This is a genomic window from Mesorhizobium sp. M0217 (assembly GCF_040321955.1).
Lineage (GTDB): Bacteria > Pseudomonadota > Alphaproteobacteria > Rhizobiales > Rhizobiaceae > Mesorhizobium.
Genome location: NZ_JAMYSN010000022.1, coordinates 35,012 through 59,637 on the forward strand (window position 1 = coordinate 35,012; position 24,626 = coordinate 59,637).

Annotated in this window: 20 protein-coding genes; 9 read left to right on the forward strand and 11 right to left on the reverse strand. The window is 62.6% G+C overall.

All coding sequences use genetic code 11. The features are described from left to right. Positions 1 to 67: 67 nt before the first annotated feature. The 4 genes from NKJ18_RS25860 to NKJ18_RS25875 all read right to left on the reverse strand — a co-directional run bounded on the left by NKJ18_RS25860 (position 68) and on the right by NKJ18_RS25875 (position 5,184). A complete protein-coding gene (locus tag NKJ18_RS25860; protein WP_352760363.1) occupies positions 68 to 1,165 on the reverse strand; it encodes a polyamine ABC transporter substrate-binding protein in 1,098 nt (365 codons plus the stop codon). Between the two features lie 426 nt (positions 1,166 to 1,591). Then, entirely contained in the window at positions 1,592 to 2,545 is a 954-nt protein-coding gene (locus NKJ18_RS25865) for a DMT family transporter (RefSeq protein ID WP_352760366.1), read from the reverse strand. 161 nt (positions 2,546 to 2,706) lie between these two features. Further along, the gene (locus NKJ18_RS25870) at positions 2,707 to 3,606 is read right to left on the reverse strand and encodes a DUF2167 domain-containing protein (protein WP_352760368.1); all 900 of its coding nucleotides are present in this window, start codon (positions 3,604 to 3,606) and stop codon (positions 2,707 to 2,709) included. 150 nt (positions 3,607 to 3,756) lie between these two features. After that, positions 3,757 to 5,184, reverse strand: coding sequence for a helix-turn-helix domain-containing protein (locus NKJ18_RS25875; RefSeq protein WP_352760371.1), 1,428 nt, complete (start codon positions 5,182 to 5,184; stop codon positions 3,757 to 3,759). 247 nt (positions 5,185 to 5,431) lie between these two features. Here NKJ18_RS25875 and aceA point away from each other — a divergent pair, with 247 nt between their 5' ends. From aceA to NKJ18_RS25890, 3 genes are all read left to right on the forward strand, one after another. Beyond that, positions 5,432 to 6,721 (forward strand): isocitrate lyase, encoded by a 1,290-nt coding sequence (gene aceA / locus NKJ18_RS25880; protein ID WP_023689327.1) that lies wholly within the window; start codon positions 5,432 to 5,434, stop codon positions 6,719 to 6,721. Positions 6,722 to 6,773: 52 nt separating this feature from the next. Beyond that, positions 6,774 to 7,016: an SMc00767 family acetate metabolism repressor gene (locus tag NKJ18_RS25885; protein WP_023669318.1), complete on the forward strand. Its 243-nt coding sequence runs from the start codon at positions 6,774 to 6,776 to the stop codon at positions 7,014 to 7,016. A 276-nt stretch (positions 7,017 to 7,292) separates the two neighbouring features. Next, positions 7,293 to 7,754: a response regulator gene (locus tag NKJ18_RS25890; protein WP_352760374.1), complete on the forward strand. Its 462-nt coding sequence runs from the start codon at positions 7,293 to 7,295 to the stop codon at positions 7,752 to 7,754. A gap of 30 nt (positions 7,755 to 7,784) precedes the next feature. Here NKJ18_RS25890 and NKJ18_RS25895 read toward each other — a convergent pair whose 3' ends face one another. Further along, the gene (locus tag NKJ18_RS25895; RefSeq protein WP_352498572.1) at positions 7,785 to 8,492 is read right to left on the reverse strand and encodes an HAD family hydrolase; all 708 of its coding nucleotides are present in this window, start codon (positions 8,490 to 8,492) and stop codon (positions 7,785 to 7,787) included. Between the two features lie 147 nt (positions 8,493 to 8,639). Here NKJ18_RS25895 and NKJ18_RS25900 point away from each other — a divergent pair, with 147 nt between their 5' ends. From NKJ18_RS25900 to NKJ18_RS25910, 3 genes are all read left to right on the forward strand, one after another. Next, the gene (locus NKJ18_RS25900; protein WP_023689329.1) at positions 8,640 to 10,076 is read left to right on the forward strand and encodes a glutamine synthetase family protein; all 1,437 of its coding nucleotides are present in this window, start codon (positions 8,640 to 8,642) and stop codon (positions 10,074 to 10,076) included. Between the two features lie 120 nt (positions 10,077 to 10,196). Beyond that, complete coding sequence (locus NKJ18_RS25905; protein WP_023689330.1) at positions 10,197 to 11,483, forward strand: NAD(P)/FAD-dependent oxidoreductase; 1,287 nt, start codon at positions 10,197 to 10,199, stop codon at positions 11,481 to 11,483. Between the two features lie 275 nt (positions 11,484 to 11,758). After that, entirely contained in the window at positions 11,759 to 12,604 is an 846-nt protein-coding gene (locus NKJ18_RS25910; protein WP_023697306.1) for an SH3 domain-containing protein, read from the forward strand. Positions 12,605 to 12,625: 21 nt separating this feature from the next. Here NKJ18_RS25910 and NKJ18_RS25915 read toward each other — a convergent pair whose 3' ends face one another. From NKJ18_RS25915 to NKJ18_RS25925, 3 genes are all read right to left on the reverse strand, one after another. Next, positions 12,626 to 13,921: a Mur ligase family protein gene (locus NKJ18_RS25915; protein WP_023697307.1), complete on the reverse strand. Its 1,296-nt coding sequence runs from the start codon at positions 13,919 to 13,921 to the stop codon at positions 12,626 to 12,628. 85 nt (positions 13,922 to 14,006) lie between these two features. Then, a complete protein-coding gene (locus tag NKJ18_RS25920; protein WP_352760409.1) occupies positions 14,007 to 15,302 on the reverse strand; it encodes a Mur ligase family protein in 1,296 nt (431 codons plus the stop codon). A 180-nt stretch (positions 15,303 to 15,482) separates the two neighbouring features. Beyond that, positions 15,483 to 16,229, reverse strand: coding sequence for an SDR family oxidoreductase (locus tag NKJ18_RS25925; protein WP_027049416.1), 747 nt, complete (start codon positions 16,227 to 16,229; stop codon positions 15,483 to 15,485). Between the two features lie 321 nt (positions 16,230 to 16,550). Here NKJ18_RS25925 and zwf point away from each other — a divergent pair, with 321 nt between their 5' ends. The 3 genes from zwf to edd all read left to right on the forward strand — a co-directional run bounded on the left by zwf (position 16,551) and on the right by edd (position 20,606). After that, positions 16,551 to 18,020: a glucose-6-phosphate dehydrogenase gene (gene zwf, locus NKJ18_RS25930; protein WP_023669307.1), complete on the forward strand. Its 1,470-nt coding sequence runs from the start codon at positions 16,551 to 16,553 to the stop codon at positions 18,018 to 18,020. Next, complete coding sequence (gene pgl, locus NKJ18_RS25935) at positions 18,002 to 18,718, forward strand: 6-phosphogluconolactonase (protein WP_023701816.1); 717 nt, start codon at positions 18,002 to 18,004, stop codon at positions 18,716 to 18,718. Before zwf ends, pgl begins: the two co-directional genes overlap by 19 nt. Before the next feature lie 64 nt (positions 18,719 to 18,782). Continuing rightward, the gene (edd, locus tag NKJ18_RS25940) at positions 18,783 to 20,606 is read left to right on the forward strand and encodes a phosphogluconate dehydratase (RefSeq protein WP_023747208.1); all 1,824 of its coding nucleotides are present in this window, start codon (positions 18,783 to 18,785) and stop codon (positions 20,604 to 20,606) included. Between the two features lie 77 nt (positions 20,607 to 20,683). Here the strand turns inward: edd and NKJ18_RS25945 are convergent, their stop codons facing one another. The 3 genes from NKJ18_RS25945 to folD form a co-directional block, all read right to left on the reverse strand. Beyond that, the gene (locus NKJ18_RS25945) at positions 20,684 to 22,342 is read right to left on the reverse strand and encodes a vWA domain-containing protein (RefSeq protein WP_352760378.1); all 1,659 of its coding nucleotides are present in this window, start codon (positions 22,340 to 22,342) and stop codon (positions 20,684 to 20,686) included. A 150-nt stretch (positions 22,343 to 22,492) separates the two neighbouring features. Then, positions 22,493 to 23,491 carry a GlxA family transcriptional regulator gene (locus NKJ18_RS25950; RefSeq protein WP_032891834.1) on the reverse strand — a complete coding sequence of 333 codons (999 nt, stop codon included), beginning with the start codon at positions 23,489 to 23,491 and terminating at the stop codon, positions 22,493 to 22,495. A gap of 17 nt (positions 23,492 to 23,508) precedes the next feature. Continuing rightward, positions 23,509 to 24,408 (reverse strand): bifunctional methylenetetrahydrofolate dehydrogenase/methenyltetrahydrofolate cyclohydrolase FolD, encoded by a 900-nt coding sequence (gene folD / locus NKJ18_RS25955; RefSeq protein ID WP_023669302.1) that lies wholly within the window; start codon positions 24,406 to 24,408, stop codon positions 23,509 to 23,511. Between the last annotated feature and the right edge of the window lie 218 nt (positions 24,409 to 24,626).

The window sequence follows — 24,626 nt, forward strand, 5'->3', positions numbered from 1 at the left end:
TTTTTTTGCTTCTTGCCCCAGAGAAGAATGGTCCCGGCAGATGACTGCCGGGACCATGTCGCATTGCTTACTGGCCGGTGACGATCTTGGTCCAGCTGCGCGTGATCAGGCGCTGAGTCTTGGGATCGTAGGGCTGGACCGTATAGAGCTTTTTCAAGGTCTCGGCGTCCGGATAGACCGCCGGATCATCCAGCAGCGCCTTGTCGACGAACTTCTGCGAAGCCTTGTTGCCGTTGGCGTACAGCACATAGTTGGACGACTTGGCGATCACTTCCGGCTTCATCATGTAGTTGAGAAATTCGAGTGCCTCGGCGGCATGCGGCGCATCGGCGGGAATCGCCATCTGGTCGAACCACATCTGGGCGCCTTCCTTGGGCACGGAATAGCCGATCTCGACGCCTTGCTTGGCCTCGACCGCGCGGTTGCGTGCCTGGAAGACGTCACCCGACCAGCCGACCGCCAAACAGATATCGCCGTTGGCGAGCGCGTTGATGTATTCGGACGAATGGAATTTGCGGATATACGGCCGCACCTTCAGCAACGTCTCCTCGGCCTTGGCGATGTCGTCAGGTGAGGTGCTGTTCGGATCGAGGCCGAGATATTTGAGCGCCGCCGGGATGATGTCGGCCGGCGAGTCCAGCACATAGACGCCGCAGTCCTTCAGCTTGGCCAGGCTGTCGGGATTGAAGAACACATCCCAGCTGTCGATCTTGTCGGTGCCGAGTGCTGCCTTCACCTTCTTGATGTTGTAGCCGATGCCGACCGTGCCCCACATGTAGTTGATCGAATATTCGTTGCCCGGATCGTATTTGGCGGTGCGCTCCGAAACCGTGTCCCACATGTTGGAAATGTTGGGCAGCTTCGACTTGTCGAGCTTCTGGAACACGCCGGCCTGGATCTGGCGCGCCAGGAAGTTGCCGCTGGGCACGACGACGTCATAGCCGCTGCCGCCGGCAAGCAGCTTGGTCTCGAGGATTTCATTGGAATCGAAGGTGTCGTAGACGACCTTGATGCCGGTCTCCTTGGTGAAGTCGTCAATGATGGAACTGTCGATGTAATCCGACCAGTTGAAGACGTTGACGACGCGATCCTCGGCATGGCCGCCGACGGCGAAAAGCGTCAGAAATGCCGAGGTTGCCGAAAGCCAGAGCGCTTTGCGGATCATGCTGTTCTCCTTTGATGAGTGTTCCTTCGCCAAGTCGTCGCTGTTCGAGCGCGATTGGGCATTTGCTTCAGAGTATTGAGCTTTCCGGGCAGCCACAAGCATGAACTGCCAGCGCCGTCCGGGCGGTTCGACGAGCGGCAGATGATGGCTCTGTGTGCCCGCATGGCGGGCGCGCTGACGCCGTCAGAGGCTTTCGCCGCGGCGCGGGCAGGGATACGACGCTGTGGTCCGGTCTTGGTCCGACCGGCGGGGACACTTGGCAAGATAAGCCTGTCTTGTTGTTGCCGAGCCCCCAGCCTGCCCGTGCCGCAGCAAGGTTGTCAATGGCCCGCGCGGGGAAGCTCGGTCAATAGGGCGTGCGGCTTCGCTAATTGGGGAAAGACGGGCGTAATTAGGGAAGACGGGCTCAACCAAGGGAAAGGCGGGTCAATTAGGGGATGGCAGGCCGGTGGTCCCCGGCCGTGCAGGCCTCGCCTGGCGCTTGAATTCAAGCGCGATATGGACGAGCAGCGCGGCGACCACCACCGCGCCGCCGATGATGGTGCGCACCGAGGGCACCTCGCCATGAACGAGCCAGACCCAGATCGGTCCGAGGATCGGCTCGAACGTGCCGAGGAGTGCTGCGATCGCCGCCGGAACCAGCCTCGCGCCGGTGGCGAAGAAGGCAAGGCCGAGGCCGAGATTGATGACGCCGAAGGCAAACAGGAAAGCCATGTCGTGGGCCGACGTGGCAAACTGCGTGGCTTGCGATGCGGCGAAAGCCGCTGCCAGCATCGTGCCGAGGCACGTCGCCGGCGTCATGCGCACATGGGCGAAGCGCCGGGTGATGACGGTGGCAATCGAGAACATGACGGCGATCAGCAGCGACAGCCCGTCGCCGATGGGCGATACGGCGCCGTCGAGCGATTCCGACACCATGATGGCGACGCCGGCGATGACGGCGGCGATCGCCACCCAGGTCGCGACGGCGACGCGTTCGCGAAACAGCACCCAGGCAAGCAATGCCGCCAGCAGCGGCACACCGGCCTGCATCAACAGGATATTGGCAACGGTGGTGTAGGCGAGCGCGACAACGAAGCACGTCGACGCCGTGGCGAAACAGACGGCCACGGCAAGGCCGGGCAGGCCCATGTCGCGAAACAGCCGCAACATGCCGCGCCAGCCGTCGCGCCAGGCCATGAAGCAAATCAGGAACACAGCCGCCCACAGCGAGCGCCAGAACACCACCGTCCAACTGTCAGCGGTGTCAATGAAGCGGGCGATGGTGCCGCCAAAGCTCCACATCAGCGCCGACAGGAACACCAGCAGCAAGCCGACCCGCTCTTCGCGCGGCGAGACGATCGGCGGTGCGGCGATTGAAGAAGATGCGGTATCGGTCATGGGGTGCGACTGTCGGCTATCTCGGGGCGGCATGATGCACAATGGACGACAGAAACGTGCCGTATTCGCCTAGCGCATAGGCTACCGCCGGACGTGATCCAGCCCGGCATTCCCTTTGGCGCACCGCCAACCGGCGGCCATACGGGCAAACACCGCCGTTTCTAGGACATGCCCTTGTTGCCGCGGATAAAGCGCCAAAGACCGGCCAACGGTACCAGCAGCAGAATGCCGAACTTTTTCAGGGCGATGAGCGCGACCGCAATCAGGCCGGCCTTTGCCGCGAGTTTTCCGGCGATGAGGCCGCCAATGCCAACCGCGGCGACCGTGTCGGTGCCGGGCAGAAAATCGGTGTATTTCTTGCCGGTGTTGAAGTCCGCCACGCCCAGCACTTCGTCCAGGCTCTGCTTGATCTCCGGCAATTGTTCGACCGTAGCGATGTAGCTCATCACGAAGACGCCTTCCCGGCCGAGGAAACGGACGTCGTAATTGAGCGTGTGGACGGTATCGTCTCCGAACTGCAGCTCCTTGGCCCAGTGCAGCCGCTTGTGGACGAAATCATAGACCGGCGGCGAGGCCCAGCCGATCAGCTTGATCGGGGGAAAGCCGTCCTTCACCCGCTGATCGTTGGCCGACAATGTGTCCGCCTGCATGCTGCTCAGCAATTCGGTGTAGTCGATGGATGCGGCGTCGGCGTCATCGACATGGCCGATCTTTTCATAGCGCAATTCGATGCCCCAACCGTTGCCGGCGATGGGCTCGTACTTGGCCGGGAAGATCATGCCGATTGCTTCGGACGCGGTATCAGGCGGATTGCCCCAGGCCTCGGTCAGGACGGACGTCGCGTCCTTCTTGCCCAGAAAATAGAACTTGTCCTTGAGATCGAGATGGATGCCTTCGGGAAGGTCGACCGCGCCGGTCTTTGGATCGATTTTGTCCAGGAATGCCTTGCCGTCGTCACTATACTGTTGATAGTCCTTGAAGAATTCCGAGGATTTTTCTGCCAGAACAGGCCCCGCCAAAAGGGCAAGCGCCACGCCAAGCCACAAAGCTTTCCCGTTCATAAGCCATCCCCCCCTTGGCTGCCCTGCAGCTCACCTTCGATAGCGCAGCGCCGATGCTTAATCAATATTTGGTTCGGCGATGGTTCGGGCCGCACTCTATTGCTTAGCGCAAACAGCTGCAGTCTTCCGCGACCTCCAGCCCGTGAAGCATCACTGGAAATCGAAGGCGCTCAGGCCCGTCACCATCTCGTCGAGGCCCAGCGGGCGGGTCACCGGCGGCTCGGCGCGGGCGAGGCAGCCGATGCGTTCGCACAGCCGGCAAGCGGGACCGACCGGCGTGGCGGCGCCCTGTCCGGCCTTTGCCGGCAGCCCGGCGCCATAGACGATCTCGTCGCGAAAGCCGATATCGCAGCCCAACAGCAGCGCGGTGCGGCGCGGACGCTCGGAGAACGAACCCTGCGGCCCCTCGAGCGTGCGTGCGATGCAGAGGAACTCGGCGCCGTCGGGCATTTCAACCGCCTCGACCAGGATTTGGCCAGGCGAAGCGAAAGCGGCATGGACCGGCAGTTTCGGGCAGCCGCCGCCAAAGCGGCTTTGCGGAAAGCCCTGGCCGCCGGCCTTGCGGAAGCGGTTGCCGGCATTGTCGACCTCGAGCATGAAGAACGGGACCCCGGACAAGCCAGGACGCTGCAGCATGGTCAGGCGGTTCGCCGCCTGTTCGAAGGAGACGCCGAAACGCGAGCGCAGCACATCGATGTCGTAACGAGCCCGCACGGCGGCGGCATGAAAGGCCTGATAGGGCATCATCAAGGCATGGGCGGCGTAGCGGCCGAACTCGAAGCGGGCGAGCCGGCGGGCTTCGTCCGTACCGAGCTTCAGCGCCTGAATTTCGCTGGCGATCGCGACCGTCATGCGGATCAGGCAGGCCTCCATGGCGACTTCGCGCAACTGGTCGAACGGCGACAGCCGCTCCGATAGAAAAAGACGCTGCGAATGACGGTCATAACGGCGGCGCCAGTTCGGCATGGTGGCCACCGGCAGCACCTTGACGACGATGCCATACTCGCGCTTCAGCCACGCCTTCAGCGCGCCGAACAGATCGTCGCCGGGGTCGAGCACCGAGGTGAAGGCCTCGGCCTCCTCCTCGAGTGCTGCAAAATGGTTCGGCCGGCGCTCGAAAATCTCGTGCACTTCGTCGATCGGCAGCCGCGCACCGGACAGCGCCGTGGCGCGGCCCTCGCGCGCCAGAAGCTCGTTGAGATCGGACAGCCGCTCGGCCTGCTCGCGGTAAGCGCGAAACAGTTTTATCATCGCAGCCGATGCGTTGGGGGCGGCCTCGGCCAGTTCGATCAGTTCCTGGTCGCCCGGCAGCTCACCGGCAAGCAGCGGGTCGCCGAACACTTCCTTCAAGGCCGAGATCGACCCTCTCGCCTCACCCTGCAATTCATGCGGGTCGACCTTGTAGACAGAGGCCAGCTTCAGGATCAGCTGCACCGTCAGCGGCCGCTGGTTGCGCTCGATCAGGTTGAGATAGGACGGCGAGATGCCGAGCCCCTCGGCCATCGCCGTCTGGGTCAGGCCTTTGGCGATGCGGATGCGGCGGATGCGCGGCCCGGCGAATATCTTCTGGTCGGCCATCGGCTTTCCTTGACAGGAATTTACACGACTTGCGAGCGATGAACGCCGCACCATCTTTACAATCATGACAGATTTACAGCGATAAGCAGTCAAACACAACACAGGTTTTCTCTTATTTTCTACCAGAAATAGCGGTTTTCCTCGCTCTCGTCGCGGCGCAGTGTAAATGATGTCACACACAGACGACGCACACTGTCCCAGGGCGCGGCGTTTCAAGACACTGACATCGATTGATCTGGAGTGACCAATGACTGATTTTTACAATCTTGTCCCATCCGCGCCCGAAGGCCGCTTCGACGGCATCGAACGAGCCTATTCGCCGGACGATGTGAAGCGGCTGCGCGGGTCGGTCCAGATACGCCAGAGTCTTGCCGAAATGGGCGCCAACCGGCTGTGGAAGCTCATCCACGAGGAAGACTTCGTCAATGCACTCGGCGCCATGTCGGGCAACCAGGCGATGCAGCAGGTGCGTGCCGGGCTGAAGGCAATCTATCTCTCGGGCTGGCAGGTCGCCGCCGACGCCAACACCGCGTCGGCCATGTATCCGGACCAGTCGCTCTATCCCGCCAATGCGGCGCCCGAACTGGTCAAGCGCATCAACCGCACGCTGCAGCGCGCCGATCAGATCGAGACCTCGGAAGGCAACGGCCTGTCGGTCGACACCTGGTTCGCGCCGATCGTCGCCGATGCCGAGGCCGGCTTCGGCGGACCGCTCAACGCCTTCGAGATCATGAAGGCGTTCATCGAGGCGGGCGCTGCCGGCGTCCACTATGAGGACCAGCTGGCCTCTGAGAAGAAGTGCGGCCATCTCGGCGGCAAAGTGCTGATCCCGACCGCCGCGCATATCCGCAACCTCAACGCGGCGCGTCTGGCGGCCGACGTGATGGGCACGCCGACGCTAGTCGTGGCACGCACCGATGCGGAAGCGGCAAAGCTTCTGACCTCCGACATTGACGAGCGCGACCAGCCCTTCGTCGACTACGATGCCGGCCGCACGGTTGAAGGCTTCTACCAGGTCAGGAACGGCATCGAACCGTGCATAGCGCGCGCCGTTGCCTATGCGCCGCATGCCGACCTGATCTGGTGCGAAACATCCAAGCCCGATCTGGCGCAGGCCAAGAAATTCGCCGAAGGCGTGCGCAGGCATCATCCGGGCAAGCTGCTCGCCTATAATTGCTCGCCGTCGTTCAACTGGAAGAAGAACCTCGACGACGCGACGATCGCCAAGTTCCAGCGCGAGCTCGGCGCCATGGGCTACAAGTTCCAGTTCATCACATTGGCCGGGTTCCACCAGCTCAATTTCGGCATGTTCGAGCTGGCCCGCGGCTACAAGGCGCGGCAGATGGCGGCCTATTCCGAGTTGCAGGAAGCCGAGTTCGCGGCCGAAGTCCACGGCTACACCGCGACCAAGCACCAGCGCGAGGTCGGCACCGGCTATTTCGACGCCGTGTCGATGGCAATCAGCGGCGGCCAGTCGTCGACCACCGCCATGCATGAATCGACCGAGCACGTCCAGTTCAAGCCGGCAGCGGAATGAACCGATCGACATAACCAACAGAGGAAACGCCCGAAGGGCAAGGGAGAAGAAAATGGCATCGATAAGCCGCGTCAAGGAACGTGCAGAAGAGCAGTCCACCACGATGAGTGTCGACCAACAGGCGACCATCCGCATGCTGGCCAACGACCTGCACCGACTCAATCAATCGGTGATGAAGGCAGTGGAGGCCGGCGTCTCGGTGGAACTGGTGCGCTCGGCCCGGCATCATGGCGGCGACGGCAATTGGGGCGACCTGCTGATCCCGGTGATCGTCACGCAGAAGAGTCACGGCTGATCTTCCCTTACGGAAGCTTTGTGCTTGTGGAACCTATGGGCCCCGCCGCTCACTGGCCGATTTCAACGTCACCCGCGGGTTTTCAGCGCGGGTGACTTTCGCTTTTGAGCGTAAACTTAACTACAGTTCGAAAACAGACCTTGTCTCCGAGGTTTAATATTTCCGGCTATATTTCGCAGGTCCGTCATTTCAGCTTGACATGGCGGGCGATCTCACGCCAATTGGCTCTCGGATTTCAACCCTGCATTGAAGCAGCGCCGAGTGCCCGCCCCGCCCATGTGCCCTGTGAACCGCGAGACCGACACCGCCAAACATCTGAATTCGTCAAGCAGGGACGCGAACTCCGAGATATCAACGGATTTCTCCCACGTGCTGGTCGTTGGAAAATCGCCGATCAACCGGGTGGTGGTGTCGAAGATCGTCGAGAAGTCCGGACTGAAGCCGATCTCCGAGTCGCCCGAAATGGCGGCCAAGACATTGCGAACCCTCATTCCGGGCGCCGTCGTTCTCGATGGCGGCCCCGACAACGAGGACTGCCGCGCGCCGATGGCGGCCATCGACGCCTTGCGGCGGACATCTGGGCGGTCGCTCCCCAAGGTGATCCTGCTTTCAACCAAGACCGGCACGCCCGACAGCCTGGGCCTGTCGAGCGTGGTCGATGTGGTGGTAACCAAGCCGATCACCACCGAAAGGCTGCAGCCGGTGGTCGACCGGCTGATCAGTCTCGGGCGCGGCTGATCGCAATCCGCCCGAACGCGTGCGGGGCGGTCAGCCTTCCTTGCCGATGCTCTCGATCAAAGCCGGCAGTTCGCCAAGATCGACAATCTGGCGGAAGCGCGGTGCTGCCACCGGCGGTTCGACATGTTCGAGCACCCAGGTCAGTTCGTGCGGGACGTACACACCCCAGCTCCCGGCCTCGATGGCCGGCACCACGTCCGACTTGAGCGAATTGCCGACCATCATGCTGTCCTGCGGGCTGCCGTGGCGGCCAAAGATCCTGGCATAGGTGGCGGCGCTCTTGTCGCTGACGATCTCGACGGCATCGAACAGGTCGCCAAGGCCGGACGCCGCCAGCTTGCGCTCCTGGTCGAACAGATCGCCCTTGGTGATCAGCACCAGATGGTAGGCGCCGGCGAGCTTTTCGACTGTCTCGCGCGCATGCGGCAGCGCCTCGACAGGATGGCCGAGCATGTCGCGGCCGGCGGCAAGGATTTCGGCGATCGTCGAGGCCGGCACGCGGCCCTCGGTCACTTCGATGGCCGTCTCGATCATCGACAAGGTAAAGCCCTTGATGCCGAAGCCGTAGACGGCAAGGTTGCGCTTCTCGGCCTCGAGCAGCCGTGCCGAGATGTGCTCGGCCTCGCCATGGTCGGCGAGCAGGGTTGCAAAATGCTTCTCGGTCAGGCGGAAGAACTGTTCGTTCTGCCATAGGGTATCGTCGGCGTCGAAGCCGATAGTGGTCAATTTGCCTGGCATACGGTGTCTTCTGCTGCTCGATCTGCGGGAGTTTGACCCTAATCTGCGTGGCGCGATTTTCAACCGGGAAGGCGAAGACAGGCAGCTCCCCTTCCCTTCCATCACCGGCAGCAGCTATACTGTGAAAATTGCAACCCAAACTGGTGAATGATGCCGCCTGCGAAAAAGGAAGTCCGTCCGTCGACCCGCGGAGGACGCGTCCGAACGCCTGCCTTCGTGAAAAATCAACGCGGCGTGAAGAACTGGAAGGAAGTCAGCGCTTGGCTGGAATGGCGCGGCATCGAAGACATAGAATGCATCACGCCTGATCAGGCTGGCGTCGCGCGCGGCAAGATGATGCCGTCGAAGAAATTCACTTCCAACACCTCGCTGGCGCTGCCATCGGCAGTGTTCATGACGACGATTTCGGGCGGCTATCCCGAGGATGGCAACGGTTTCCACTATCCGGAGGATGATGGCGACCTAAAGCTGATGCCGGATCTGTCGACGTTGACCGTCGTGCCGTGGGAAGAAGACCCGACGGCCGCCGTCATCTGCGACCTCGTCCATCAGGATGGCCGTTCGGTCGAGTTCACGCCGCGCAACGTCCTGAAGCGCGTGGTAGCAGCCTATGACAAGCGCGGGCTGAAGCCGGTGGTGGCGCCCGAGATCGAATTCTATCTGGTGCGCAAGAACCCCGACCCGGATTATCCGCTGACCCCACCCGTCGGGCGTTCCGGACGGGCAATCGGCGGCGGCGCCGGCTATTCGATCGCCGGCGTCAACGAGTTCGACGAACTGATCGACGACATCTACCATTTCTCCGAAAGCCAGGGCCTGGAGATCGACACGCTGATCCACGAGGAAGGCGCCGGCCAGCTCGAGATCAATCTGCGTCACGGCGATCCGGTCGAGCTCGCCGACCAGGTGTTCATGTTCAAACGCACCATCCGCGAGGCAGCGCTGAAGCATGAGATCTATGCCACCTTCATGGCCAAGCCGATCCAGGGCCAGCCAGGTTCTGCCATGCACATCCACCAGTCGATCATCGACAAGAAGACCGGGCTGAATATCTTTTCGGCGAAGGACGGCTCGGAAACCGACCACTTCTTCCATTTCATCGGCGGCATGCAGAAGCATGTGCCGAACGCGCTGGTGATGTTTGCCCCTTACGTCAATTCCTACCGCCGGCTGACGCAGTCGGCCTCGGCGCCGGTCAACAACAAATGGGGCTATGACAACCGCACCACGGCGTTCCGCGTGCCGCGCTCGGATCCGGCGGCGCGGCGTGTCGAAAACCGCATCCCGTCTTCCGACGCCAACCCCTATCTGGCGCTGGCGGCCTCACTTGCCTGCGGGCTGATCGGCATCACCAACAAGATCAAGGCCGAGCCTCCGGTGCTGACCACCGCAAACGCCGACGAGATCGACCTGCCACGAGGCCTGCTCGAAGCCGTCGATCTTTTCGAAGGCGACGAGGAACTATGCGCTCTTCTGGGCAAGTCCTTCGCCGCAACCTATGCAGCGATCAAGCGGGCGGAGTTCGAGACCTTCATGGAAGTGATCAGCCCGTGGGAGCGGGAGTATCTGTTGCTCAACGTGTGAGCGGCGACTTCGTCGTGTGAATGGTGAATAGTGAATGGTGAGTAGTTTCATATTGGATGGATGAGCGCAGACGTCGTGCGTCTCGCAGCCATTCACCATTCACCATTGGCTGGTGTCCCCATGCCTTACCAATCACCTATCTCCCCCGGTCGCTCCTGGTACGAAGACACAGCCGGACCACGCCCTGAGTACCCTGCCCTGGACGGCGACCGCAGCTGCGACGTCGTCGTCGTCGGCGGTGGCTTCACCGGGCTGTCGGCGGCCGCTCATTTGGCGAAGGCGGGAGCCCACGTCGTTCTGATCGAGGCGCATCGCTTCGGCGACGGCGCTTCAGGGCGCAATGGCGGCCAGCTCGGCACGGGCCAGCGCGCCTGGGCCGAAGAGATGGAGGCCGAATACGGCTTCTCCCGCGCCAAGGCGCTGTTCGACCTTGCCGAGGAGGCGAAAGCGCACCTGCTCGAATTCGCCGCCGTCAACCAGATCGACATCGACTATATGCCCGGCCAGTTGTCCGTGGCGCACAAGCCGCGTTATCTCGACGACTACAAGGCGCATGCCGAGATCATGGCGGGCCGCTTCAATTATCCGCACATCGCCTTCATGGATGCCAGGGAAACGGCCGAACGGCTGGGCTCCACACGCTACTTCGGCGGCACCCGCGACACCGGCACCGGACACATCCACCCGATGAAGCTGGTGATCGGCACGGCAAAGGTCGCGGCAGCGGCCGGCGCGCACCTGTTCGAGCAGACACTATCGACCGGTGTTACCTCCAGCGGCGGCAAGGTCAGGGTGACGACTTCGAGAGGAACCATCACCGCCCAGAAATGCCTGATCGGTGTAAATGCCTATGGCGGCACGCTCGAGCCGGTGAGTGCCGCGCACATCATGCCCATCGGTTCCTTCATCGGCGCGACGGTGCCGCTGGGCGTCGATTCGAAAGTGCTGCCGGGCGGCGAGGCGGTCGACGATTCGCGTTTCGTCGTGCGTTATTTCCGCAAATCCAGCGATGGAAGGCTGCTGTTCGGCGGGCGCGAGGTCTATGGCGTCAACGATCCGAAGGACATCCATGTCCATATCCGCCGGCAGATAGCCGAGCTTTATCCGGAACTGAGCGATGTCGAGATCACCCATGGCTGGGGCGGCTATGTCGGCATCACCATGCCCAGGAAACCGTTCGTGCGCGAGGTGATGCCCAATGTGATCTCGGCCGGAGGCTATTCCGGCCACGGCGTGATGCTGTCGAACTTCTTCGGCAAGCTCTATGCCCAGACCGTCGCCGGCAACCGCGACAGACTGAAGCTGATCGAGGACCTGAACATCCCGGCTTTTCCCGGCGGCCGGCGATTTAGAACGCCATTATTGTTCTTGGCACTGAACTGGTTTGCCCTGAGGGACCGAATATAGGGAAAGTATCTCATATCAGCCGTGGCTGGTACTGAGCTGATTCTATTGAGCTGTTGGTTGCCGCAGCGAGACGTTGCAGAATCCTTAACAAGAGCGCACAATTCCCCTGAGGGCGCACTGATGCCACAATCAAGGGCAAAGGATGCCGGTTCTGGGCGATTGAACGGGGATTTCTGCGGGCCTGCCCGCTTTGTTGTTGGGACCGATGCCGATCGAATGCCGGGCTGCCGGCGCCGATCGAAAGAACACCGGCTCATCTTTTGGAGGTGGCAAGAGTGAACGAGCCCTTCAGTTTCGGCGCGCCGGAACGTCGGCGCTTCGCCATGCAATTCGGCTATGACATGCGGCCCTCCTTCTGGCAGGGGGTGCGCACGAATTCGCATCTGGTGATCGCCGCGGTCGGCACCGCAGCGCTGCTTGGCGTGGCGGGCATAGCGCTTTGGCTGGCGTTGCCGGCCAGCGACCGGCAAGCGATCGCCAGCACACAGCAGAACGTTCCGACTTTTCCGGTCAAGACGACCAAGATTGCCCCGGTCGCGGCCACGGCTGCCGCGGTAGCGGCGCCACAAGCCGCGCGCAAGGGCGATGCGGTTTCATCGACGGTCGCTGCCGGTGGGGCTGCCATGCCGCCGCTGTCGGCCAACGATCCGCGCTGGACTGCGGCGCAATCCAACAGCGACCCTGCCGCGACGCCATCCGATCAGGCGCCTGCCGAGCAGGCTGCCGCCAAACCGTCTGATGCCGCGGCATTCGAAGAACCGGCGGCGCAGAGCGACGCCACGACGCAGCTGTCAAAGGTCGCTGCTCCCGCCAATGACGACGACGCCGAGACCGCCGCCATACCGACGCCAAAACCGCAACTTCCAAACGAGCAATCTTCCGCCGCAACGGACGATACCCAGGCCAAGGCCAAGCCACAGAAGGTGGCTGCTGCCGCCGGCACCGGACGCATCCTCAGGGCGGTGACAATGCGCAGCGGTCCGCAGAAAAACGCCGCCGCCATGGGGACCGTGCCCGCCAAGTCGTCGGTGCAGGTGATGAGTTGCAAGAAATGGTGCCAGATCGTCTACAACGGCAAGCGCGGCTGGATCTACAAGAGCTACATCAAGACCGGGGATTGAGACGCAAGCCGCCAGATCTGGTCAGCCGCCGAGCAACCACCTGAAACGGTGTCTCCTGCGAGCAAGTTTGCGCTTCGCCAGGAAATCCCGCTGTTCCTCGAACGGCACCTCGTAGAGGCCGCACATTTGGCAGCTTTCCGACTTGCGGCATATCGGGACCCAGCATTTGACGTCGTGTGTCCAGGCGAGCGCGATCCTTTCCAGATGAAGGTTGGACGAACTTTTCAGCAGAATCAGTTCTCCTGGGACTGCCGTCCGTTTGATATGATCCGAAACTTCCTTGGCAGTGCGAAGCTCAATGAAACGGCCGCTGTCGCGGTCGGCCTGGCTGGCGCGCGAGCGATGCGCATTGTCGCCGGTATAAATGACCTCATCGGCGATTTCGCGCGCGATGTTGTAGGCGGCGCCGTATTTCCTCGACGAGCCGGCGTAGTCGGATATCTGCCCCAGCACAATGCGCTTGCGAGCACCCTTGGCCTTTGCAATCATCTCCAGGGCAATGTTGAGCGAATGCCAGGGCGCTTTGGCCGTATCGACCAGGAATTTCGGACCCGCGGATACCTCTTGCACCGTAGAGCGGTTGGGCAGTGGTGCAAACGATGCCGTTCTCGCTACGACTTGCTCTGGCGGGACGCCAAGTTCCAAGGCGGCGGCAACAGCCGCTGCAGTCGGCAGCCAGAATTGCTCGCCGGGAAAAGGCGCTTGAATATTCAGGCTGCCACCGCGCCAATGAAGGGTGAACCGCAGCAATTCCGGATACGCGGCATGCACGTCACTCACGCGGTAGTCTGCCTCGCCGGACTGGCCGAAGGTCGCAATCCGGCATTTCGCGCCAGACGCCATGCCGATCACCAGTGGGTCATCGCAATTGAGAACCGCAAGTCCATCGGGTTGGAGTGCCCCGACCAGCGCCCGCTTCTCTCCCGCCACAGCTTCCAGAGTCTTGAACTTGCCGAAATGCTCCAGACGGATCATCGTAACCACCGCCACACTCGGCTTCAGCATCTGCGCCATGGCGCTGATCGTGCCGAAGTCGGAAGCGCCGGCTTCGAAAACGACGTAATCGACTTTGCCGGCCTTCCTCAGGCGCTTGTAAAGCGTTCGGATGAGCGCAGGCATTGTATTGGCCTGGGCCTGTAGATGCACCTTGCCTTGGGCGGCCAGTATGTGTGCAAGCAGGCTGGTGGATGTGGATTTGCCGGAGCTGCCGGTAATGCCGATGAACGTCGCCTTGTTACGCGCCCGCACCCAGCGCGCCTGCAGCCGTCGCAGCGCCCAGCCCAAGTCCTTGCGAATTTTCAGCAATTCCAGTTTCACACCCCGCCAGCTTTTAGCCCAGCCTAACATGCGTCGTGCCAAGTTCCAGAGTCAAACGGGCGCTGGCGTGCTTCAGCCAAAGATTCTAGCGGCCGAGGAGCCGCAGCAGTCTGTGCTTGCGACGCTTCGATTTTCTCTGCGCCACAAACTCACGGTGCTGCTCAAACGGCACTTCATAGAGGCCGCATTGCTCGCATCCCTCGGTCTTGCCGCATACCGAAACCCAGCACTGGACGTCGTGGGTCCAGGCAAGAGCGACACGCTCGAGGTGCAGATTGGACGAGCTCTTGAGCAGGATCAACTCGTCAGGCTGCGCGGTTTGGGCGATGTAGTCCGACACTTCCCTGGCCGTGCGCAATTCGATGAAGCGGCCGCTGTCGCGATCTGCCTGGTTCGCCTTGGAGCGATGGGCATGATCGCCGGCATAAATCACCTGGTCTGCAATCTCGCGCGCGCTGCTGTAGGCTTGGGCATATCTGTTATTCGAGCCGGAAAAATCCGATAGCTGGCCAAGAACGATACGTTTTCGCCCGAATGTCGATCCGGCTACCATGTCGAAGGCAAGGCTCAGCGAATGCCAGGGCGCCTTTGCGGCATCCACGATGAAGTGGGGGCCGCCCGCGGGGACGAGCACCTGGCCGCGATTTTCCAGAGGCTGGAACGTCGCGGTTCTGTCCTTGACCATCTGCGCAGGCACGCCCAGCTCAAGAGCGGTTGCAACCGCCGCTGACGTCGGCAGCCAGAAATGCTGGCCGGGGAACGACGTCTCGATATCGAGCACACCGCCGCGCCAGTGGAGCGAGAACCGCAACGGCTTGGGACAGGCTGCCTCGATATCGCTGACGCGATAATCCGCCTGCTCCGATGTGCCGAATGTGACGGAACGGCAATAGCTCGCCGAGGCCATGCCCATCACAAAAGGGTCATCGGCATTGAGCATCGCGAAGCCGCCCGGCTCCAGCGCCGCGACCAGGGCGCTCTTTTCTCGAGCGACGTTTTCCACAGTCTTGAAACTGGCCCGATGCTCCAGCCGGACCATTGTGACAACAGCCACGTCGGGGCGAAGCAACTCGGCCATGGGCTTCATTGTATCCGGGCCGAATGCAGCAGCCTCGAAGACGACGTAGTCGGTTTTGCCACCCTTTCCCATTCGCCTGGATAGCGTCGAGACCAACAGTTTCATCGTGTTGGCCAGAACCTGTGTATGGACCGAACCATGACCGGCCAGGATGTGTCCAAGCAGGCTTCCCGCCGTGGTCTTGCCGGAGCTTCCGGTAATGCCGATGAAAATTGCCTTGCTTCGCGCCCGCGCACGGGTGGCCAGGTAAAGCCGCAGCCGCCATCCAAGATCGTAGCGACTTTTCTGCTGCCTGATCTTCATCACCCGCCAACACTATCCAGGATCCCGTTATGCCTTTCGGGGGATCGAGAAGTCAAACTGGGGTCCGGCGTGACGACGTCAACTGTTCGTTCCTCGGCCGGCCGGCGCACCGATGCGAACTCTTGCCGACATTGCTCTGTCTGCCATGCATTGCGAACAGCGAGGTACTTCCCGAATTGCTCAAATGCAGCGGCCGCCGTCGACCTCCAGCGCCACACCGGTGATGAAGGCGGCTTCGTCCGACGCAAGCCAAAGCGCAGCGTTGGCGATATCGAGCGGCGTCGACAGACGGCCGAGCGGTATCGAGGCACGGAATTTCTCGCGGATCTCGGGCGTGTCAGTGCCCATGAATTTCTCCAGCATGCCGGTCTCGCCGGCGACCGGGCAAAGGCAGTTAACGCGAATGTTCTTGGGCGCGAGTTCGACCGCCATCGACTTGGTCGCGGTGATCGCCCAGCCCTTCGAGGCATTGTACCAGGTGAGCCCCGGCCGCGGCCGCAGACCGGCGGTCGAAGCCGTGGTCAGGATGACGCCGCCGCCCTGCCGCTCCATGATCGGCACCACGGCAAGTGCGGCGTGATAGATCGCCTTCATGTTGACTGAAGTGATCAGGTCGAAGGTCGCCTCGTCGACGTCGAGCATGTCGCCATTGCGATGGGTGTAGCCGGCATTGTTGACCATGATATCGATGCGGCCGAAGGCGCTTTTTGCGGCATAGACCATCTCGTCGAATTCGGAACGCTGCGAAACGTCGGTCTGGGTCCAGATCGCGGCCTGGCCGATCTCTGCTGCAACGCGCTCCGCGCCCTTGGCGTTGAGGTCGGCGACGACGACCTTGGCGCCCTCTTCGGCAAAGCGCCTGGCCATGCCTTCGCCGAAACCTGACGCAGCACCCGTGATGACGGCAACCTTGTTTTCCAGACGCATGCTTTTTCCGCTCATTGAAGACCCACCTCGCAAGCGCATTTTCCTTTTTGTTTGATGCGTGTCTGTCTCCCAGAACCGCTTCGCACTTCTGGGCGACACGCATTAGCTTTCGTCACATTCCCGCTTTATGTTGCAGGCGCGAAAGCCCCGGGACCATCGCTTGACGAAAAGCCTCCGGGTGGCAGCCAGTGTCAAGGCACATTTGGAGCGAATCAATATGCAGTGATTTGGCCTCGATGTGACACCATGGCACTGGATAGTTTAAATCGATTAGATTATATCCTGCCGCGTCACAGCGAGCGGCGTCAAAGCGGACAGACCATGACCAGCCAGATCATTCCCGTCGAGCCTTTCGACTTCATCATTTTCGGTGGCACCGGCGACCTGTCGGAACGCAAGCTGCTGCCCTCGCTCTACCACCGCCAGCGCGACCACCAGTTTTCCGAGCCGACCCGCATCATCGGCACCTCGCGCTCCAAGATGAGCGACGAGGAATTCCAGGCTTTCGCCAAGCAGGCGATTTCCCAGCATGTGAAGCCGGCCGACATCGACGCCGAGGAACTCAAGACATTTCTTGCCCGGCTGTCCTACGTATCGGCCGACGCGACGACGGGTGCCGGCTTCGACAAGCTGAAAAAGGCGATCGGCGAAAGCGACCGCATTCGCGCTTTCTATCTGGCGGTTGCGCCGGCGCTGTTCGGCGACATCTCGCACCAGCTGAAAGCCCACAATCTCATCACGCCGAATTCACGCATCGTGCTGGAGAAGCCGATCGGCCGCGACCTCGATTCGGCGCGCAAGCTCAACGACGTGGTTGGAGACGACTTCCACGAAAGCCAGATCTTCCGCATCGACCACTATCTCGGAAAGGAGACGGTGCAGAACCTGATGGCGCTGCGCTTTGCCAACGCGCTCTATGAGCCGCTTTGGAATTCTGCCCATATCGACCATGTGCAGATCACGGTGGCCGAGACCGTCGGTCTTGAAGACCGCGTCACCTACTACGACAAGGCCGGCGCGCTGCGCGACATGGTGCAGAACCACATGCTGCAGCTGCTCTGCCTGGTTGCCATGGAGGCGCCATCGTCGATGGATGCCGATGCCGTGCGCGACGAGAAGCTGAAGGTGCTGCGGGCGCTGAAGCGCATCAACGGCAATGAGGCACCCAAGCACACCGTGCGCGGGCAGTACCGCGCCGGCGCCTCTGCAGGCGGCGCGGTGAAAGGCTATGTCGAGGAACTCGGCAAAGACAGCTCCACCGAGACCTTCGTCGCCATCAAGGCCGAGATCGGCAATTGGCGCTGGGCCGGCGTGCCGTTCTATCTCCGGACCGGCAAAAGGCTGGCGACCCGCGTTTCGGAAATCGTCATCGAGTTCAAGCCGATCCCGCATTCGATCTTCGGCGACAGCGCCGGGCCGATCTCAGCCAACCAACTGGTGATCCGGCTGCAGCCCGACGAAGGCGTCAAGCAGTTCATCATGATCAAGGATCCAGGCCCGGGCGGCATGCGGCTGCGCCAGATCCCGCTCGACATGAGCTTTGCAACATCTTTCGACGGTCGCGCGCCGGACGCCTATGAACGGCTGATCATGGATGTTATCCGCGGCAACCAGACGCTGTTCATGCGCCGCGACGAAGTCGAGGCGGCATGGAAGTGGATCGACCCGATCCAGAACGCCTGGGAAAGCGCCAGGCAGGAGGCGCAAGGCTATACGGCCGGCACATGGGGTCCCTCGGCCTCGATTGCGCTGATCGAACGCGACGGGCGGACATGGCACGAAAGCAATTGAGCGAGCCCGTCTATAACTGGAACGGCTTTGCCGGGCGCCAGGATCTGGCGGCAGCCCTTGCCGGCAATGTCGCGGCGCGCCTGACCAAGGCCATCGACGAGCGCGGCACGGCCCTGCTTGCCGTTTCCGGCGGCACCACGCCGGCAAAGTTCTTTGCAGCACTTTCGGCCATTCCGATCGCTTGGAACAAGGTGACGGTGACGCTGGTCGACGAACGGTTCGTGCCGGCCTCCTCGCCGCGCTCGAATGCGGGGCTGGTGGCGGCCAACCTGCTGCAGAACAAGGCGGCTGCCGCGCACTTCGTGCCGCTCTACCATGAGGCGGCAAGCATCGAGACCGCCGCGGCGGCCGACGATGCGGCGCTGAAGGCTCTGCCCTGGCCCCTCGATGTCGTCGTGCTCGGCATGGGCGGCGACGGCCACACCGCCTCGTTCTTTCCCGACGCCGAGAATCTCGGCGATTTGCTCGACCCAGCCTCATCAAGGATCGTGCTGCCGGTTCACGCGGCAAGCGCCGGCGAACCCCGGTTGACGCTGCCGCTGGCGCGGATCGTCGACGCCGGCTTCATCGCGCTGCATATAGAAGGCGAGGACAAGCGCACCGCCTTCGACGATGCGATGGGACCGGGCGCGAAAAAGCCCATCCGCAAAGTGCTCGAAGCGGCACCCACCCCGGTAGAGGTGTTCTGGGCACCCTGATTTCACGCAAAGTAGTCCCGGCAGACGGTGGAGGACGTTCTTCCGGGGCTCGAAAGGACCGACCATGACAGCCAGACGCGACATCGAAGCCATCACGGAACGCATCCGCCAACGCTCGAAAGCCGGCCGCGAGCGCTATCTCGGCCGCATCGCCGAGGCCTCCAGCCGCACCGCCAACCGCGGCGTCCTGTCTTGCGGCAACCTCGCGCATGGCTTTGCCGTCTGCAGCCCGTCTGAAAAGCTGGCGCTCGGCGCCGACAAGGTGCCGAACCTCGGCGTCATCACCTCCTACAATGACATGCTGTCGGCGCATCAGCCCTTCGAAACCTTCCCGGCGCTGATCAAGGAAGCCGCGAAGGAAGTTGGCGGCATCGCGCAAGTGGCCGGCGGCGTGCCCGCCATGTGCGACGGCGTGACCCAGGGACAGCCCGGCATGGAGCTGTCGCTGTTTTCGCGCGACGTCATCGCCATGTCGGCGGCGATCGGCCTGTCGCACAACATGTTCGACGCCGCCGTCTATCTCGGCGTCTGCGACAAGATCGTGCCGGGGCTGGTGATCGCGGCTCTCACCTTCGGCCATCTGCCGGCGGTGTTCGTGCCGGCCGGGCCGATGACGACGGGCCTGCCCAACGACGAGAAGGCCAAGGTTCGCCAGCTCTATGCCGAGGGCAAGGCCGGACGCGCAGAACTGCTCGAAGCGGAGTCCAAATCCTATCACGGGCCGGGCACCTGCACGTTCTATGGCACCGCCAATTCCAACCAGATGCTGATGGAGATCATGGGCCTGCATACGCCCGGCGCGTCCTTCGTCAATCCAGGCACGCCGCTGCGCGACGCGCTGACGCGCGAGGCGACCAGGCGAGCCCTGGCGATCACCGCGCTCGGCAACGCCTACACGCCGGTCGGCCGCATGATCGACGAGCGCTCTTTCGTCAATGGCGTCGTCGGCCTGCACGCCACCGGCGGCTCTACCAACCACACCATCCATCTCATCGCCATGGCCGCGGCGGCCGGCATCACGCTTACCTGGCAGGACATTTCCGACCTGTCGGAAGCGGTGCCGCTTCTCGCGCGCGTCTATCCGAACGGGCTTGCCGACGTGAACCATTTCCATGCCGCCGGCGGGCTCGGCTTCCTGATCCGCGAATTGCTCGACGAAGGCATCCTGCATGAGGATGTGCAGACGGTATGGGGCGAAGGCCTGAGGCCCTATGCGGTCGAGGCCCGGCTCGGCGAAGATGGCGGCGTCGTGCGTGAAGCCTCGCCGCTGCAGAGCGGTGACGAGAAGGTGCTGGCGCCGTTCAAGAAGGCCTTCCAGCCGACCGGCGGCCTGAAAGTGCTCGCCGGCAATCTCGGCCACGCCGTCATCAAGACGTCCGCCGTGAAGCCGGAACGCCGCGTCATCGAGGCGCCGGCCAAGGTGTTCGACAGCCAGCAGGGACTGAACGAAGCCTTCAAGGCCGGCACGCTGACCGGCGACTTCATCGCCGTCATCCGCTTCCAGGGCCCAAAGGCAAACGGCATGCCGGAACTGCACAAGCTGACCACCGTGCTCGGCATCCTGCAGGATCGTGGCCAGCGCGTCGCGCTGGTCACGGACGGGCGCATGTCTGGCGCTTCCGGCAAGGTGCCGGCGGCGATCCATGTAACGCCGGAAGCGGTCGAGGAAGGGCCGATCGCCAGGATCCATGACGGCGACATCATCCGGCTCGACGCCGATGCCGGCACGCTGGAAGTGCTGGTGCCGGGGCCCGAGCTCGCGCTGCGCCGCACGGCCGACATTGATCTCATCGGCAACGAGTTCGGTTTCGGCCGCGAGCTGTTCGCCGGTTTCCGCCAGCTGGTCGGCCGCGCCGACCACGGCGCCAGTGCTTTCGGCACGGCTTGAGGCATCATTGCCTATTTTGTAAAAAGGGCGGCTCGAGCTCGGTTTGAGGCCGCCCTTTGGTGAGGGATGGATGGCGATTACGGCTGAACCGTAATCTCGCTCCGTTCGCCGGCCTTGACCGTCACCGGCATTTCCTTGTCATGGCCTTGATCGGACATGTGGCGGAGGACGACATAGTCGCCGGCTGGGATAGTCTGCTGCCAGGTGTCGCCATAGTTCAGGCCGAGCGCTTTGCGGTTGCCCTGGATATCCTTCTTCGACGACAGCACCTCGATCGAATAGGCGCCCGGCGCCGACATCACCAGCACGCCGGCATCGAGCGTCACCTTGACGTCCTTGACGTCGCCAACCTTGACGCTGAAAGGCTGCTCGACGGTTGCGAGCTCAAGCGAGGTGACCGCGACATAGTCGTCCGGCGGCAGCCAGAACTTGCTGTCGGGCCCATAGGAGTGAGCGACATCGTCACGCGAGCCGTCGATCTTTTTCTTGGCCTTGACGATCTGGACGCTGATGCCCGAGGAGTCAGCCTTGTCGCCGCCTGCGGTGTAGTAGGCGTTGACGGCGGCATGGCCGACGCCGACGACTATGTCCTTTTCCACAGTCTGCCCGGCGGCGAGCTGGATGGTCTCGGTCACCGAGCCGCTGCCGATCGCAACCGTCACCTTCTGCTCACCAGCCGGCACGATGATCCTGGTGTCGCCATAGTGGGTGGTGCTGCCGCCCGGGAAGGCGAAATCGACATGGGCTTCGTCACTGATCTCGGCGCCCTGGCTTGGCTTCGGATGGATGAGCATGGTGCCGGCGTTCAAGGTGAAGAGCGGCTTGTAGACCTGGCCCGCCTCGATCTTGACCTTCTGTTCCGCCCGAGCTTCGTCGGCGCGCGCGACGACGACATAGTCGCCCGGCTCGAGATTGGCCTCGTAGTTGTTGTACTGGGTGGTGACGGCCTCGCCGTGCGTGCCATCGGCCTTGGCCTTGTAGACCTCCCAGGCATTGCCGTCGGTGATCGGATCGCCGCCTTCGGCCATGACCACGCTCGGGATGAAATTGAATTCGGGCTTTGCCGGTTCAGGGGCTGGAGCTGGCGCTGGCGCCGGTGCGGGTTCAGGTGCCGGCGCGGCGACGGTTTCGATCAGTGCTTGCTGCAGCGCCTTCTCGTCCGAGGCCTGGATATATTTGCCGCCGGTGTTGTCGGCAAGGCAGGCGATCTGCTTGCCCTCGTCAGCGGTCAGGCCGAAGCCGACGACGTCGACGGTGAAATCGACGCCTGAGGCCTCCAGTTCCCCGCCCAGCGCGCACGGGTCACCTTCGCAGGTTTCAAGCCCATCGGTGATGAGAACCACGGTCGCCTTGTCCTCGGTGTATTTCAGAGCTTCGGCCGCCTGCTTGACGGCTGCGGTCAGCGGCGTCTTGCCGAGGAATTTCAGGCTGTCGGCAGCGGCCGAAATGGCGCTAGCCGAGCCGGCTTGCGGCGGCACGATCAGCTCGATGTCGTCGCAGCTGCCCTTTTCGCGGTGGCCATAGGCCATGAAGCCGATCTCGTCGTCGCCCGGGACCGACTGCAGTACGGTCCTCAGCGATTCGCGCGCGATCTCGAGCTTCGGCTTGCCGTCGATCTGGGCCCACATCGAGCCTGAAGCGTCAAGAATGATGATAACCTTGTTGGCGGCAAAGCCGAGCGAAGTCATCGACAAAAGGAGCAGCGCCGCAGCGACGCTCCGCAAAAGTCCCGCCATGGAAATCTCCTTGAGGCCGCCCTCTTATATGCGGCGGCAAGCTATTTGACGCCGCGTCCGGGCACAAGCCCCGGAGCGGGTCACGAACGGTTGCCGTGTAACAGGATCGGCGCCGGCCGAGGCCTGTTCCGAGGCCGGCTAAGCACCGCGTCAGTACGTGGTGCGCCGCTCTTCGGAAGGCGGACGGCCGAACTGCAGCCGGTAGCTCTGGGCAAAATAGGAGTGCGAGGTAAAGCCGGTGGCAATGGCCACGTCGAGGATCGGCATGTTGGTCTGGCGCAGCAGTTCGCGCGCCCGCTCAAGCCTGAGCCGCATGTAGTAACGACCGGGCGTGACGCTCAAATGGCGCAGGAACAAGCGCTCGACCTGGCGCACCGACAGGCCCGCCGATTTGGCAAGCTGCACGGCTGATAGCGGCTCGTCGAGATGGTCGGCCATCAGTTCGACGATGCGCCTTAGCTTCTCCGACTTGCCGGTCAGGTCGCGCTCCGGCCCGACGCGCTGGCGGTCGCCGGCGGAGCGGATGCGCTCATGCTGGAACTGGTTGGCAACGCCGTTGGCGAGGTTCGAGCCGAAGTCGCCACGCACGATCTCCAGCATCAGGTCGATCGAGGTCGTGCCACCGGCGCAGGTGTAGCGCTTGCGGTCGATCTCGAAGACGTTGCCGGTGCAGTTGATGTCGGGAAAGCGCTCGACGAAGCCGGCGCGGTTTTCCCAATGAATGGTGCAGCGATAACCTTCGAGCTGACCGGCTTCGGCCAGGAGGTAAGAGCCCACCGACAGCGCGCCGAGCGCATTGCCGCGCCGGCCCCAGCTGCGCAGCGCCGCCAGCACCTTGCTCTTGCCGGGGAACTCGACCGACAGGCCCACCGACACGAACAGGATATCGACGGGCGGCAAATCGGCGACGGCATAGTCGATCTTGAGCGGCAGGCCGTTGGAGGCCATGACGGGATCGCCGTCGGCCGAGACCGTCGTCCAGCCATAGAAATCGCGGCCGAGCAGGCGGTTGGCCGAGCGGAAGGTATCGATCGCCGCTGCCAGCGAAAACATCGAAAACTTGTCGACCAGCAGGAACGCGAATTGCCGGCCCCCTTGAACGGGATCATCCACGACCGGCCGTTCAGAGGGTACAGTAAGGTTCGGCAAAGAAGCTGCTTTCTGGGTCAGAAGGAAGGCCGCTTCAAGCCGGCCGCAAGGTAGGCTGAGGCTAACGTATTGGCCATCAGCATGGCAATGGTCATCGGTCCGACACCGCCGGGCACGGGGGTGATGGCGCCGGCGGCCTTGGCCGCTTCGGCATAGGCTACATCGCCCACGAGGCGGGTTTTGCCTTCGCCCTTCTCGGGTGCGGCAATGCGGTTGATCCCGACATCGATCACGGTGGCGCCGGGCTTGACCCAGTCGCCCTTGATCATTTCGGGCCGGCCGACGGCGGCAACCAGAATGTCGGCTGTGCGGGCCAGCGCCGGCAGATCCTTGGTGCGGCTGTGGGCGATGGTGACGGTGCAGTTGGCGGCAAGCAACAGATTTGCCATCGGCTTGCCGACGATGTTGGAGCGGCCGACGACGACCGCGTTGAGGCCGGAAAGATCCTTGCCGCGCACGCGTTCGATCAAAAGCATGGAGCCGGCCGGCGTGCAGGGCACGAAGGCTGTTTCGAGTTCGCCGGTGCCGAGCTTGCCGACATTGATGAAATGAAAGCCGTCGACATCCTTTTGCGGTGCGATGGCCTGGATGATCTTGCCGGCATCGATATGGGCGGGAAGCGGCAGCTGCACCAGAATGCCGTTGATGGCCGGATCGGCGTTGAGTTCGCCGATGATCTTCAGCAGTGCCGCTTCGGACGTGTCGGCCGGCAGTGTGTGCTGCAGCGAATGAAAGCCGCATTCCTTGGCGGTGCGCGACTTCGACGCGACATAGACCTGGCTTGCCGGATCCTCGCCGACGATGACCACCGCTAAGCCGGGCTGGGCCTTTCCCTTGGCGACCAGGTCCTCGGTCAAGGCCTTGACCTTCTGAACCACGTCTGCGGCGACGATCTTTCCGTCAATCACTTCGGCCATGAACCATCCTCGACATCATTCCAGCCAAGGCGCGGCGCGCGCCTTGAACGTTGCTTCGTGCATGTCGTTGTTCCAAACGTTCCGCCCATTCGGGTAAAGCCCGACGGCAGCGCTTTTTGGGCGCCATGCTGCGCGGCATTGTCACGAAATTTGGCCTAAGCAATCCCGTCAAAGCGCCGTCACATGCCGTAAACTCGAAACCGGCAGCTTTTATTCTG

Excerpts from the sequence above, each read along its gene's own strand:
- NKJ18_RS25860 (WP_352760363.1), bottom strand. The coding sequence starts at position 1,165 with ATGATCCGCAAAGCGCTCTGGCTTTCGGCAACCTCGGCATTTCTGACG.
- NKJ18_RS25865 (WP_352760366.1), bottom strand. The coding sequence starts at position 2,545 with ATGACCGATACCGCATCTTCTTCAATCGCCGCACCGCCGATCGTCTCG.
- NKJ18_RS25870 (WP_352760368.1), bottom strand. The coding sequence starts at position 3,606 with ATGAACGGGAAAGCTTTGTGGCTTGGCGTGGCGCTTGCCCTTTTGGCG.
- NKJ18_RS25875 (WP_352760371.1), bottom strand. The coding sequence starts at position 5,184 with ATGGCCGACCAGAAGATATTCGCCGGGCCGCGCATCCGCCGCATCCGC.
- aceA (WP_023689327.1), top strand. The coding sequence starts at position 5,432 with ATGACTGATTTTTACAATCTTGTCCCATCCGCGCCCGAAGGCCGCTTC.
- NKJ18_RS25885 (WP_023669318.1), top strand. The coding sequence starts at position 6,774 with ATGGCATCGATAAGCCGCGTCAAGGAACGTGCAGAAGAGCAGTCCACC.
- NKJ18_RS25890 (WP_352760374.1), top strand. The coding sequence starts at position 7,293 with ATGTGCCCTGTGAACCGCGAGACCGACACCGCCAAACATCTGAATTCG.
- NKJ18_RS25895 (WP_352498572.1), bottom strand. The coding sequence starts at position 8,492 with ATGCCAGGCAAATTGACCACTATCGGCTTCGACGCCGACGATACCCTA.
- NKJ18_RS25900 (WP_023689329.1), top strand. The coding sequence starts at position 8,640 with ATGATGCCGCCTGCGAAAAAGGAAGTCCGTCCGTCGACCCGCGGAGGA.
- NKJ18_RS25905 (WP_023689330.1), top strand. The coding sequence starts at position 10,197 with ATGCCTTACCAATCACCTATCTCCCCCGGTCGCTCCTGGTACGAAGAC.
- NKJ18_RS25920 (WP_352760409.1), bottom strand. The coding sequence starts at position 15,302 with ATGAAGATCAGGCAGCAGAAAAGTCGCTACGATCTTGGATGGCGGCTG.
- NKJ18_RS25925 (WP_027049416.1), bottom strand. The coding sequence starts at position 16,229 with ATGCGTCTGGAAAACAAGGTTGCCGTCATCACGGGTGCTGCGTCAGGT.
- zwf (WP_023669307.1), top strand. The coding sequence starts at position 16,551 with ATGACCAGCCAGATCATTCCCGTCGAGCCTTTCGACTTCATCATTTTC.
- pgl (WP_023701816.1), top strand. The coding sequence starts at position 18,002 with ATGGCACGAAAGCAATTGAGCGAGCCCGTCTATAACTGGAACGGCTTT.
- edd (WP_023747208.1), top strand. The coding sequence starts at position 18,783 with ATGACAGCCAGACGCGACATCGAAGCCATCACGGAACGCATCCGCCAA.
- NKJ18_RS25945 (WP_352760378.1), bottom strand. The coding sequence starts at position 22,342 with ATGGCGGGACTTTTGCGGAGCGTCGCTGCGGCGCTGCTCCTTTTGTCG.
- folD (WP_023669302.1), bottom strand. The coding sequence starts at position 24,408 with ATGGCCGAAGTGATTGACGGAAAGATCGTCGCCGCAGACGTGGTTCAG.